Origin of the sequence: Paenibacillus sp. FSL F4-0125, from assembly GCF_038008565.1 — a bacterium.
In the GTDB taxonomy this organism is placed as follows: Bacteria; Bacillota; Bacilli; order Paenibacillales; family Paenibacillaceae; genus Paenibacillus_AQ.
Map to the genome: position 1 here is coordinate 4,002,984 of NZ_JBBOZJ010000001.1, position 13,366 is coordinate 4,016,349.

A 13,366-nucleotide genomic window follows, 5' to 3' on the forward strand; every position below is an offset into this window, starting at 1 on the left:
GGTGTTGTAATATTGATGTTTTCAAAATATAAGTCCCCACTTATAACAAAAGACACCCCTAAAGGAGTGTCTGACAACAGTTATGATATTCGAAATTCATATTTATGAAGTTACGTTCTGATTGAATCAGAAGATAGTACTTTACTTATTCAAAGCGCCCGAAATAAAAGCTCACCTTTGGACTGAATATATTTATACATCGCACCACACACCACTAATATTAGTAACCCAATACCTAACAATACAAGATTACCATTCAGATCAGATAGCAGCAGACTCAAACCAAATGGGATCAGTAAGCTTATTAAGCCTATCAACATCGTCACTAAGACGGATGCGCTTTGTTTGATTACCGATACTTCATTTGTCCACTCCAGTTTAGGTAGCTTCAAGTTAACGATTACACCAGTCATTGCTGTAAGACAAGCATATAAGACGGGAATAACCAGTAATAGCAAGCTTTCGATCCACCCTGTGCCAAGAGATATCATGAGGAGCACACTACTGACAACTACAATCGGCACGGTAATCGTAAGATTCACTGCGATTTTACTTAGCAATATCGTTAATGTCGGCACAGGTGCGCTTTTTAAAATCCAAATATTATTACCTTCGAGCGAAATGGAACTGGATGTTGTGCAGCTTAACGTTACAAAAACAGAAACAAACAGCGGTGCCAATCGGCTTAAATAATTTGAAAGCTCTGGGACCTCAAGAATTTGTCCTAGTTGCTCTGCATTAACGAATAGCAAGGTGACAGCCATCACAAGTAACATCACCATACCAATACTAGTATTGAGCACATATAAAGTAGAACTGAAATAGCGGCGAAGCTCTTTTTTATACAGTGTATACAAGGGTGACGATACTTCAAGCGACTTCATTTGATACTTATTACTGGAAAAAGAGGTCGTCAGACCCGTGTGTATCGCTTTATATTTATTGCCAAGCAACATGGTAAACAGCACAAAAGAAATCAGTGAAATCGCAACAAACAATACTAGGGAATCCATCTGAAACGAGCAAACCGCATTTACATACATAAGCGTCAGAGGATACAAGTTGTATATTTGATCAGCGATTTGTGTGCTCATATCCGCAAGTAATTGTGGATTGTTCCCATTGATTTGACCGGAACCAACAATTATCCCGATAATCACAATAAAAGTTAGAATGAGAGTTATTATACGGCTTCCTTTAAATCTTGAGGAAAACCAGCTGATCAGCGCACCAATAATCGTTGCAGCAATGATCGGCACTAATGGAATAAATAACAATGTGATCAAGAAATACAAATAATATAATGCTCCTGGATTCACTTTTATAGCATAAACTATGCCTGCTGGTACCATCACCATCAATGAGAAAAACAGGTTTAACACATAGAGCTGAGCCACTCGACTTGCAACAATATGACTCGTTTTGATGGGTAAGGACATTACGAGATCATAGTCTTTGGAGCCAAATAATACACCACTTGCCTTATAGATCGTTGTAAAAAATCCGATTAAGCAAGTAACAGCCATCATAATCGCTAGCAACAGCTCAGGCCGGCCTATCTGTTCAAGGGTCTCTGCAATAATAAAGCTATATCCAAATGAAACGACTGCCATCATGACTATGCCTATTAAGATACCGAAGCTAAGCCAAAGCATTTTGCGTCTTTCTTTCACACCACGTGTGTGCAACGCTTTATTTAACCCAAAGGATGAGATCAGCTGAATCTTTGTCAATCTCCAGATATTAATCATGCTTAATCAACTCCAAAAACACATCTTCAAGGCTGCTGTCACCCTTCACCTCTTCTGTTTTCCCATGCGTAATCAATTCCCCAGCTTTGATAATGGCAATCTTGTTGCAAAGTTTCTCGGCTACATCCAGTACATGCGTCGAAAAAAAGATCGCACTGCCTTGACTGCAAATCTCCGTCATGATTCTTTTAAGCGTATGTGCCGCTTTTGGATCTAGTCCCACAAAGGGCTCATCCAGCACTAACAGCTTCGGTTTATGTATGAGTGCTGAGATGATCGCGAGTTTCTGTTTCATCCCATGAGAATACGAGGAGATTAAATCCCCCAAATGAGAGGTAATCTCAAATTCATCGCCATATTTCTTAATCAGTAATTCACGATCCGCTTTCGATACGCTAAAAAGATCACCAATAAAATTCAAGTACTGAATGCCTGTCAGATGATCGTATAGATCCGGATTATCCGGTATATACGCAGTAATTGCTTTGCAGGCTAAGGGATCTTTTTTAATGGAATATCCACCAATCTCGATGTCCCCCTCCTCAAAATCAAGAACACCCACCACTGCCCGAATCGTCGTTGTTTTTCCCGCACCGTTATGTCCGATAAAGCCGTAAATATCGCCCTTCTCTACCACTAAATTCAAATCATTTACTGCCTTCTTACCACCCTTATAGCTCTTCGTAAAATGCTTTATTGTCAACATCTTGGCACTTCCCTTCCGTTCCTATAAGTAATTTCCATCTTGTCGTGCGTACCGATTCATACGTTGTTAGGATAGTTTTACTATAGTACGTTTATCCTGTCCATTTAGTTCATTCCTTCATAGAAATTAGTCAATTTAAAAAAACTCGCCCCGATCTAAATCAGTTTCACTTCGAATGACTCTCTGATTCTTTCAAAATTCTGTGTCCATTTAAACATCATCTTTAGCATCCTCCACCGGGCTTATTCGAACAATGTTCGATGCCAAGCCTTTGTTTCAGGAGGCATTGCAATCTATTATTAAATTCGATGCAAGAGAAAAAGGACCTGTCCCCCGTGGGGAATCAGGTCCTTCCTCATCTATTTACCTCAGCCGGCTTACATAAACTGAAGCGTGCTAAGCGAAGCCTTACCGTTAAGTACAATGTACACGTCCTGACATCCGCTAACGCCGCTCAATTCAGCAGTGAAATCATGCCATATATGAGCACCGGTGCCTGCCAGCGTAAGCTGTGCTGCCAGCGGGCCTTCCGGGCTTTGCAGTCGGATTTCTGCTGTAGCAGCACCCGGACTTGCTGCACGCAGTTTGATGCTGTGCGCACCTGCTCCGAACTCGGCATCCTTGAAGGAGATCCAGCCGGACTGCTCCTTCACTTCTACGGCGCTGCCGCCTTCACGGCACTCGCCAATCAATACGCCTTCATATCCGTCATAGTTGATTGCCTTCACCAATTGCTTCAGGTCACGAGGTGGAATGACTTCACCTTGCACCTCAAGTGCTGCGCTTACTGGCAGATTGGATGATGAAGCCCCTGCCATTAAGGTGAACACGCCGTTTTCAATACAGAAGCGCTCACGGGTGACATCCCAGATTGCCAACTCGGAGAGTGGCAATCTGAAGCTTACGTCAACCGACTCGCCTGGCTGCACATGCACCCGGCGGAACGCAAGCAGTTGCTTCAGTGGACGTTTCACTCGTGACTCTTCCGCGTGTCCGTACAATTGTACCACTTCATCTCCTGCAAGATGACCCGTATTGGTGACACGAACCGTCAAGCTGATCTCATTATCCTTCGCTGCAGAAACCAGCTGCTGGTCGAGGGTCAGGCCATCATATCGGAATGTGCTATAGGATAGGCCATGTCCGAATGGATAGAGCGGTTCGCCGGTGAAATACTGATACGTTCTACCACTCTGGATCACGTCATAGTCCATAAATTCCGGCAATTGATCAACCGACTTGTACCAGGTCATATTCAGGCGTCCTGCTGGATTCACGTCACCGAACAATACATCAGCAACAGCATTTCCTAGCTCCTGACCGGCATGCGTAGTGTACATGATAGCCGGCACATGTGCATCTGTCCAGTTCAGGGCAAAAGGATAACTCCCCACAACTACTACGACCGTGTTCGGATTCACCGACATAACTTCCTTAATTAGTTGCTCCTGAGATTCCGGCAAAGTGATGTCTGGGCGGTCCATCGTTTCCTTGCCGTTGATTAACGGATGATTACCGACGAAGACAACCGCCAGATCCGCATCGCTGGCAATTTCCTTCGCAGCCTGGAATTTGTCCGTAACCGTCTCTACTTCAAATACATCGGCAGCAATCGCTTCTGCTTCCCCACCAGTGACCGATGCAGCCCCACTCACATTGATCTCATTGGCCGTCTCTTCAGCACTACCAGTACCGACAAGCAGCTCACCATTTTCGCTGCCCACTGTTACCGGTGTATCATTCCACGTCGAGAAAGTCACCTGATCCGCGCCTTCTTCGGATGGGCGAACTAGGAATACTTCTTTCGTGAACCATTCCCAGATTTGGTCCGCTGAAGCTTTCACAACGCGGTCATCTGTCGTCAGGTAACGACCATTGTCTTCGGCGATCAGGGTCTTGTTGTGCCAGCCCCAGTCCGTTGACTCAAACACCGCTGCATCCTCCGCAGCTTCGCCGATTGCAGCCAGCGCCGCTTGTTCGCCTTCAAGCAGCTGCACATAGCGGCCTGTGCGTTTGGACTTCAGTTTAATCCGGTTTGTGCCGCCGGCAAACGTAGTTTTACCGCCATGTGCATCAAGCTTCTCTTGAATCCCCTGAAGAGGTGTAATCGCATAAGGCAGTGAGCCGCTGTACCAGTCGCGATATACCGTTCCGCCCAGCGGTCCGATAACAGCAACCTTCTTCAGCTTGTCCGCTTGCAGCGGAAGCATGTTGTCTTCATTCTTCAGCAGGACAATCGCTTTACCCGCCGCTTCACGTGACAGCTTCGTATGCTCTGGATGCAGAATCGCTGACTCGTCAATCGCAGCATATGGATTTTCGGAATCGGGATCGAATTCGCCAAGACGGAAACGGACACGGAACGTATTGCAGAGTGCCACATCCAAGTCACTTTCAGTTAGCATGCCTTCTTCCAACGCTTCGCACAGTGACTGCTTCATCAGCTCATTATCGTCGGTAAGGCTGTCTATGCCGCCCTCACGTACAGAGCGGGCGACCGCTTCCTTATGTGTTTCCAAATAGCCATGATCACGCACCGTGCCGGATACATCAAACGCATCGCTGACAACAAAACCGTCCATCCCCCACTCCTGCTTAACGATGGCATTAACATCTGGGCTCAGGTTAGCCGGTACGCCGTTAATGGCGTTATACGCCGTCATCATCGACTGGGCGCCGCCTTCCTTAAACGGAATTTCAAATGCTTTCAAATAATACTCTCGCATATTGCGGGGATCGATACTGACCGATTGATCACCGCGGCCTACCTCATTGTTGTTGCCAATAAAATGCTTCAGTGTAGCAACCGCTTTCAAATACTTCGGATGATCACCTTGGATTCCTTTAACAAGAGCAGCTGAAAGTTTGCCCGTCAGTACTGGATCTTCGCCATAGGCTTCCTCAGTACGCCCCCAACGTGGATCACGCTCCATATCAACGGTTGGTGCCCATAACGTTAATCCGTTAATCTCTGGATTACGTTTATAAAATCCTCTGGCCTCGTCGCCAATAGCATCGCCAATTCGCTGCATCAGTTCAGTGTCCCAAGTACAACCAAGACCGATTGGCTGCGGATAACCTGTGGCTTCACCAAGCCAAGCCATACCATGTGCGGCTTCTGTGCCATGTTTATATGCTTTTACCCCAAGCCGTTCAACGGCTGCCTGATATTGCACCATTTGTTGAACCTTTTCCTCTAGTGTGAAGCGAGATACGAGATCATTGACCCGTTCATCAAGCGGAAGCTGTGTATTCTGGAATGGATAGTTAGTAGATGACATGTAAGAACCTCCTTGTAAACGTTTTCTCTGGCTTATTATAATGTAGATTGTCTTTGCCCGATACCCGTAAAATTAGAGGTATTTTCATATATAATTTGCACTTTCATTTGACTTAATTAAACATTTCAACCAGAAACAGCGTTCGTATGTCCTACCAAGCAGTCAAGCCACCAGCGAATACAGATTGTAATCGTCCGGTAAATGCTTGCAAATCCGCTTCGAAGAGCGCTCCGCTGCTTCCACTTCCATCTTCTTATCGTTCAACTCATTCAAGTTACGTATCTTAACGAATGCATATACGTCTTCAACCTACTGATCTACAACGGCCCCCCCTGAATTCGGACGCTACCACTGATCGTATCACCTGCATTCACAACATCTTAATGGAGCATGAGATCCACCTTGGCCGCTCCAATTCCAGCACTCGCGAGCATTCGTTTAAACGAGGGGAGCTATCTGAGATTTCATTTTCGGAACAGTAAATACCTTGCTACGGACAACAAAAAAGAAGCATCCTCACCCAAAATGGGATCGATTGCTTCTTTTTTACTCACTAAGTCTACGCTGTCGCGAACTGACTATTATACAATCTGGAGTAATATCCACCGCTAGCTAGGAGTTGATCATGCGTACCGCTTTCCACAATATCGCCATCCTTCATGAATAGAATGAGATCCGATTCACGAATCGTTGACAATCGATGGGCAATTACAAAGCTGGTTCGACCCGCGATCATAGTCAGGATAGCTTTCTGAATCCGCACCTCTGTTAGCGTGTCAATACTGCTCGTAGCTTCGTCTAAGATGAGCATAGGTGGATCTACGAGCATTACTCTTGCTATGGTAAGAAGCTGCTTTTGTCCTTGCGAAAGATTATCTCCTGAGCCGCTGATCTTCGTGTCATATCCTTCAGGCAGACGTTTAATGAAGCTATGTGCATTAGCAGCTTTAGCAGCAGCGATGACCTCTTCATCTGTAGCATCAGGCTTGCCGTAAGCAATATTTTCTCTAATCGTGCCGCCAAAAAGCCAAGTGTCCTGCAGCACCATCCCAAAATTACGTCGCAAGCTGTCTTGAGTAATGGTCTTAATGTCCACACCATCAATCTTAATGGATCCACTGTCTACGTCATAGAAACGCATAAGCAGATTAACCAGCGTCGTCTTCCCCGCTCCGGTCTGCCCAACAATCGCAACTCGAGTCCCCGGCTTCACTTCCAAGCTGAAATCATTAATCAGAGGACGTTCTGGATTATAAGCAAAGGATACCTTCTCGAAGATAATAGTTCCTTGGCTTGTATGCATGATTTTGGCATCCTTTGAATCAACCGGTTCTGGAGTCAAATCAAGAATGGCGAAGATCCGCTGTGCAGAGGCAGTTGCCGATTGCAGCTGCGTAATTACACCTGTAATTTCATTAAAAGGTTTAGCGAACAAGTTGGAGAAAATCAAGAAACTAGACAGATCCCCTACCGTGAAATGACCCCGAATGACCATAACACTACCGATCATTGCAATGACTGAGAACGTAACATTATTGACCAGCCGTGTTGTCGGGTTGGACAAGGAACCATAGAATTGTGACTTCACACCGGTCTGATATAATGTCTCGTTTTGTTTTTCAAACTGTGTCATTGCACGTTCTTCATAATGATAAGCAGTGACCACTTTTTGTCCGCCTATCATTTCCTCCACATACCCATTGAGACCACCCAGAATCTTCGCTTGCTCTTTGAACATCTTCTGAGACCGCATCGTAATAAATCTTGCTACAAAAAAGGTAACAGGTGCTGACAGAAGAACTACCAAGGTCATCACAGGACTTATGTACAGCATTAGCACAATTGCCCCAACAATGGTGATGATCCCTGTAAGCAGTGTGGAGAAACCTTGCAGCAGTCCATCAGAGACGGCATCCATATCGTTAACAAACCGGCTGATACTGTCTCCCTGCGGGTGGTTGTCATGAAACTTTAAAGGCAAAACATTTAATTTATCAAAAAGCTCTCTCCGTAAGTCGTATACCGTCCGGTATGCAATTCGGTTCGTTAAATAAGTAAGAAGCCATCCAAAAAAGCTGCCGACAATATATACCGCTGCCAGAATCAAAAGCAGTCTAAGTACAGCGTCAAAATCAACCTTTCCCGGTCCGATCATAAAATCAATGGCTTTACCAATAAGTAGTGGTCCGATTAAACTGGCGATCACACTGAGTAATGCGCATATAACCGCCCCTATAGCTATTTTTCTATAATGTCCTGTATATACAATTAGTCTTTTCCAAATGTTGTTTTTGTTCATTGGCCCGACTCCTCACTCGATAGCTGGGACAGGCAGATTTCTTTATACTCTTCACAACCACGCATCAGCTCCTCATGGGTTCCGACACCGGCAATCCGCCCTTCCTCAAATACCATAATTTTATCCGCTTGCCTTACAGTGCTTACCCTCTGCGAGACAACGAGTACGGTCACTTCCTGACTGCTATTTTTGAGTGCCTTACGAAGTGCCGCATCAGTAGCAAAATCCAGCGCGCTGGAAGAGTCATCCAGAATAAGAATCGACGGCTTACCTACCACTGCACGAGCTATGGTCAAGCGCTGCTTCTGTCCCCCGGATAAATTAAGTCCACCACGGGATACCTGCGTATTCAACCCTTCCGGCAATTTACGAATAAACTCTTCTGCTTGAGCAACAGAGGCAGCTTGCATGATTTCTTCCTCGGTGGCGTCTTCCTTCCCCCAACGAATATTCTCAGCGATTGTTCCTGTGAACAGCACTGCTTTTTGCGGGACAATCCCTATTTTCTCACGAAGCTGATGCAGCTTATAATCTCTGACATTCACTCCATCCACTTTAACTTCACCTTGCACCGCATCATAAAAACGTGGAATCAGGTTCACAAAAGTAGATTTACCAGAACCCGTACTGCCAATCAGCCCTACAGTCTCTCCGCGGTTAATGACTACCGATATATCCTCTAATGCCAATTCACCAGTTGTATTATAACCAAACGATACACGTTCGAATGAAATAGCAGGAGCGGTATGATTAGATTCAGCCATCATAACATTTCCTTCCTCAGACACGGATGCTTTGACACTCAGCACTTCATTCACGCGATTGGCAGAGGATGAGGCTTTTGTAAAAATAATAACCAGGTTAGAGACCACTATAAGTGCCAGCAAGATTTGAGTGACATAATTGATGAAGGCAATGATCTCTCCCTGAGACAACCGGCCCCCGTCAATATGAATTCCACCTACCCATAAAATAGCTATGATCGCCGCGTTTACTACAAGTGTCGTCATCGGTCCAAGTAAAGCGGAAATCCGCGAGACTCTGATCGCTGTAGTGGTTAAATCCTCAGACGAGGCATCAAAACGTTCTTTTTCCGTACGTCTCTTGGCAAAAGCACGAATGACCCGAATTCCTGACAAATTCTCACTAAGTACGAGTGCAAGTGCATCCAGCTTCTGTTGATACAATCGATACAAAGGAGCGCTTCGAGTGATAATGAAATATAAAATAATCCCAAAAATCGGCGTTGCCGCTATTAGGATCAGCGATAACCTAAAATCCAAGATCATCGACATTATGATAGCTCCGATGCAGATAAACGGCGCACGAATAACCAGGCGAATCAGCATGGCAACAGCAATCTGCAGCTGGTTTACATCATTAGTAATCCGGTTAATCAGCGTAGGCGTACCGAACGTATCCAGCTCAGCGTACGATAAGGATGTAATATGATTGAACATTTTATTACGAAGCGTCGTGCCGAATCCCTGAGATGCTCGTGCCGCATAGTATTGACATACCATAGAGCAGCCGAAGCCAAGTAGAGACATCAGCACCATCAAGCCACCCATGCGGTATACATAAGCACTGTCATGATTTCCTACCCCATTATTGATGATTAATGCGACAATGGTTGGCAGAATCAGCTCCAGAATCGCTTCCATCAGCTTAAAGATTGGACCGATGATGGCTTCTTTTTTGTACGATTTTAAATAAACTGCAATTTTGAACAACGTCATCCACACCCAACATAAGAAGTATTTAAGCATTTGAAATATGTATAATAACAGTTATGATTATGGCATATCTACTCACATATTAATAATATTTGATTCGTATCGCTCCCATACGATAAACATATCTCAATTTCGGAGGATTCTTTTATGGATATTAGACAACTTAAATATTTTATGGCTATCGCTGAGGAAGGGCAGATTACTTCCGCGGCCAGAAAGCTGCAAATGGCCCAGCCTCCGCTCAGTCAGCAGCTTAAGCTGCTTGAGGAAGAACTAGGCGTCAAGCTTGTAGATCGAGGTCCGCGCAGTGTGCAGCTTACCGAAGCAGGAGCCATTTTGCGTGACCGGGCTCAACAAATTCTGGAGCTGGCTGATTCCACTGCCCGAGAGCTCAATGATTTTGTCAAAGGCTTAAAAGGAACGCTCGCCATTGGTACGGTGTCTTCCTCAGGAGCGACCCTGCTCCAAGATCGACTTTGTGAGTTCCACAAAACTTATAAAGGCGTTAAATTTGAAATCCATGAAGGGAATACCTTCAGAATCATCGACCTTTTGAACAAGGGTATTGTCGAGATTGGCATTGTCCGGACACCCTTTAATGCTACAAATTTAGAATGTCTTTACACACAGGCTGAGCCTATGATTGCCGTAATGACTCCAGAGTATGACTGGAAAACAGATGAAAACTTCGCTGAGATCGGTGAGTTAAAAGATAAGCCGCTCATTATCTACCGCCGTTTTGAGCAGCTTATCCGGGAAACCTGTCTTGAGAACGGCTTTGATCCGCTAATTTTCTGCATGAATGATGATGCGCGAACAACACTGCTCTGGGCAAACGCTGGTCTTGGCATTGGAATCATCCCCAAATCCGCTTTCGAATTAACGAGTAATCGTAATTTAATCTATAAAGAAATCAGTAGTGAATCGCTTCGCACGCGTGTCGCCGCCGTCTGGATCAAGGATAAATACTTATCATCATTGGCTTCTAAGTTTATTGAGAGCTTCAAGAATGGTTAATTCACTTGTTGTTGAATGAGTCTTTCCTCTTCTTCTTTAATACGACTAATATCAATTCGTTCAAACAACAATTGTAAATCAGTTATTTGTTGATAAGGGGGAACTGCGCAGGGCTGCCAATTCGGTTGTTCAAGCGATAAGAACCCCCTGATCTTCTCACAAGAAAAAGGTAGAAACGGATGCAGCAAACTCGCCAAATTAGCGATAATCTGCACGCAAGTAAATATTGTAGAATCACAGGCTTCCCGATCCTCTTTTACCTGAATCCAAGGCTTTTGCCGATCAAAATATTGATTTGCCTTACGTACATAAGAGAAAATATACTCCAGCGCATCCTTTAAATCTCCCGCTTCAATTAGGCGCCCTGACTCCAGATACAAGAGATCAATGTTGTCCCTCCACCCCTGATCTAATCCTCCATTCGGCACTTTCCCTTCATAAAACTTATCCACAAAAGCCAATGAACGATTCACAAAGTTACCAAATGCTCCAAGCAGCTCACCATTATGACTATAAATAAACTCTCTCCAGGAAAAATCCGTATCCCGCTTCTCAGGCCCGTTGGCGATTAAAAAATAACGAATAGAGTCAGGATGATACCTTTCTAGAATATCAGGTACCCAGACCGCCCAATTACGGCTAGTGGAGAACTTCTGCCCTTCAAGGGTTAAATATTCGCTAGATATAATCCGGTCCGGTAAATGTAGCTCTTTTGCTCCTAATAAGACGGCTGGCCATATCAAGGTATGAAAAGGAATATTGTCTTTACCATGCACATAATAAGCGGTAATATCCTCATTTTCCTCTGACCAAAATTCCTCCCAGCCCCCCCCAGATTGAACGGCCCACTGCTTGCTGGCTGATAAATAACCACTTACCGCCTCAACCCAGACATAAATCTTCTTATCTTCAAATCCAGCTACGGGAACATTTACACCCCAAGATAAGTCTCTGGTTACTGCCCGATCCTGAAGCTTCTCCTTTAAATATCGTTTGGTCAGTTTTATTGCATTTTCTCTCCAGTGTACTGCTACGTCTACATAATCCGTTAATTCAGATTGAAATTTAGATAAGCTAAGATAAAAATGTTCTGTCGGCCGTTCTGTCGGTGTATTCCCACATAATTTACAGACTCTGTCCAATAAATCGGCAGGGTCTAGAATCGTAGAACAATAATCGCATTGATCTCCACGCGCCCGCTGTCCACATACCGGACAAGTCCCTTCCACGAATCTATCTGGTAAAAAGCGCTGATCCGCCTCACAGTAACATTGCGCAATGGTTTTTTTATATAAATGACCATTCTCTAGCAGCTTCGCAAACAACTCTTGCACGACCTTATGATGCTGCTGTTGATCCGTTCGAGTATATAGATCATAACTAAATCCCAGCTGTTCAAAACACTTCAGAAACTCTTCGTGGTATCGACTTGCAAAAGCTTCGGGTGTGATCCCTTCATTAGCAGCCTGAACCGCTACAGGTGTGCCATGACAATCGCTCCCCGACACATATAAAACGTTATCCCCCTTGCTGCGAAAATAGCGTGCCAGCACATCCCCAGGCAACACACTTGATAATCTTCCAAGATGTAAAGATCCATTCGCATACGGCCAAGCTCCGCCTATAAACACATTACTCATTAACCTTCTCCTCCTTTTTTTAGACAACAAAAAAACTCCCATCCACAAAGGACGAGAGTTCTACTCACGTGTTACCACCTAATTTTATAAATGCCTCATGACATTTACCTCTTCAGGTACGACGTTAATAAACGTTTATACCCTAGCACTGTAACGGATGCAGGTTCCGGCGCAGCCTACAACCCAAAAGGTTTCGATGCGCAGCTCTGAGACCATATTCCCAAGGTTTTTCTTTACTCCTTTTCAGCGACCGGAGCTCTCTGTAGAAAGAATTGCCGTGGTACTCTTTCTCTTCTTTGCTTTTACATATTCAAGTTACAGGAAATAATACTCAATTTGTTGTTTATTGTCAATGCGAAACATCAAGCTCACTGTAACTTTTCCAGTTAATCTCCGTCTTTTATATAAATAAGTTACAAGGAGGTCCCTCAGTGAAAAAAGTAAATTTACTTGTACTCTCTATTCTTTTACTAACAGGAGTATGGGGTTGTTCCGATAGTAAAGTTAATTCTGTTCCCAAAAGTGAACCCTATACTTCCAAAGAAGCCATCCGTAGAGGGGATATTGTTTCATTTGAAAAAGTGTACAACCTAGAAAAATTCGAGCAATTTATAACTAATCTCTCCAGCAAAAAAGCAGACAATATACGCGTTACAAGTTACACAGATGAAGGTGATCCCATATTTAAGGATTTGAAGTTTGATGGCAGCATAATTAATTACAGCTATGATACTTCTAATGATGCATTCGGTGGAAGCAACACAGGTGTCAGAACCGATACCTGCTCCGAAGTGACGAGTAAAAAAAGCACACAAGGTGAAATTATCTATTCGATCAGCGGTTGCACAAATAATGATTCTGAAATTGATTACTATCTTTTTCGCACAACAAAATGAAATACTGAAATAAAAAAGACCACCCAATCATAATACAATT

The 13,366-nt window shown here is 44.2% G+C and carries 8 protein-coding genes and 1 other annotated feature; of the genes, 2 read left to right on the forward strand and 6 right to left on the reverse strand.

Annotated elements, in window-relative coordinates; translation table 11 throughout:
- Nucleotides 1-149: 149 nt before the first annotated feature.
- From NST74_RS17725 to NST74_RS17745, 5 genes are all read right to left on the reverse strand, one after another.
- On the reverse strand, nt 150-1,751 hold the full coding sequence (locus NST74_RS17725) for a putative ABC transporter permease subunit (protein WP_341113618.1): 1,602 nt from the start codon (nt 1,749-1,751) through the stop codon (nt 150-152).
- Entirely contained in the window at nt 1,744-2,457 is a 714-nt protein-coding gene (locus NST74_RS17730) for an ABC transporter ATP-binding protein (protein WP_313642038.1), read from the reverse strand. Before NST74_RS17730 ends, NST74_RS17725 begins: the two co-directional genes overlap by 8 nt.
- A 377-nt stretch (nt 2,458-2,834) precedes the next feature.
- The gene (locus tag NST74_RS17735; RefSeq protein ID WP_341113621.1) at nt 2,835-5,738 is read right to left on the reverse strand and encodes a glycoside hydrolase family 3 C-terminal domain-containing protein; all 2,904 of its coding nucleotides are present in this window, start codon (nt 5,736-5,738) and stop codon (nt 2,835-2,837) included.
- Nucleotides 5,739-6,297: 559 nt separating this feature from the next.
- A complete protein-coding gene (locus tag NST74_RS17740; RefSeq protein ID WP_341113622.1) occupies nt 6,298-8,037 on the reverse strand; it encodes an ABC transporter ATP-binding protein in 1,740 nt (579 codons plus the stop codon).
- Nucleotides 8,034-9,770 carry an ABC transporter ATP-binding protein gene (locus tag NST74_RS17745; protein ID WP_341115922.1) on the reverse strand — a complete coding sequence of 579 codons (1,737 nt, stop codon included), beginning with the start codon at nt 9,768-9,770 and terminating at the stop codon, nt 8,034-8,036. Before NST74_RS17745 ends, NST74_RS17740 begins: the two co-directional genes overlap by 4 nt.
- Nucleotides 9,771-9,920: 150 nt before the next feature.
- Between NST74_RS17745 and NST74_RS17750 the strand changes: the two genes are divergently transcribed.
- Nucleotides 9,921-10,790, forward strand: a complete 870-nt coding sequence (locus NST74_RS17750) for a LysR family transcriptional regulator (protein ID WP_341113623.1) — start codon at nt 9,921-9,923, stop codon at nt 10,788-10,790.
- On the opposite strand, the gene metG is transcribed toward NST74_RS17750, so the two are convergent.
- A complete protein-coding gene (gene metG / locus NST74_RS17755; protein WP_341113625.1) occupies nt 10,787-12,430 on the reverse strand; it encodes a methionine--tRNA ligase in 1,644 nt (547 codons plus the stop codon). The two genes, NST74_RS17750 and metG, sit on opposite strands and share 4 nt — an antisense overlap.
- Nucleotides 12,431-12,474: 44 nt before the next feature.
- Nucleotides 12,475-12,736: a binding site (T-box leader), on the reverse strand.
- 125 nt (nt 12,737-12,861) lie between these two features.
- Here metG and NST74_RS17760 point away from each other — a divergent pair.
- Nucleotides 12,862-13,326 (forward strand): DUF4362 domain-containing protein, encoded by a 465-nt coding sequence (locus NST74_RS17760; RefSeq protein WP_341113626.1) that lies wholly within the window; start codon nt 12,862-12,864, stop codon nt 13,324-13,326.
- The last annotated feature ends 40 nt before the right edge of the window (nt 13,327-13,366 follow it).

Excerpts from the sequence above, each read along its gene's own strand:
- NST74_RS17730 (WP_313642038.1), bottom strand. The coding sequence starts at position 2,457 with ATGTTGACAATAAAGCATTTTACGAAGAGCTATAAGGGTGGTAAGAAG.
- NST74_RS17740 (WP_341113622.1), bottom strand. The coding sequence starts at position 8,037 with ATGAACAAAAACAACATTTGGAAAAGACTAATTGTATATACAGGACAT.
- metG (WP_341113625.1), bottom strand. The coding sequence starts at position 12,430 with ATGAGTAATGTGTTTATAGGCGGAGCTTGGCCGTATGCGAATGGATCT.
- NST74_RS17725 (WP_341113618.1), bottom strand. The coding sequence starts at position 1,751 with ATGATTAATATCTGGAGATTGACAAAGATTCAGCTGATCTCATCCTTT.
- NST74_RS17750 (WP_341113623.1), top strand. The coding sequence starts at position 9,921 with ATGGATATTAGACAACTTAAATATTTTATGGCTATCGCTGAGGAAGGG.
- NST74_RS17735 (WP_341113621.1), bottom strand. The coding sequence starts at position 5,738 with ATGTCATCTACTAACTATCCATTCCAGAATACACAGCTTCCGCTTGAT.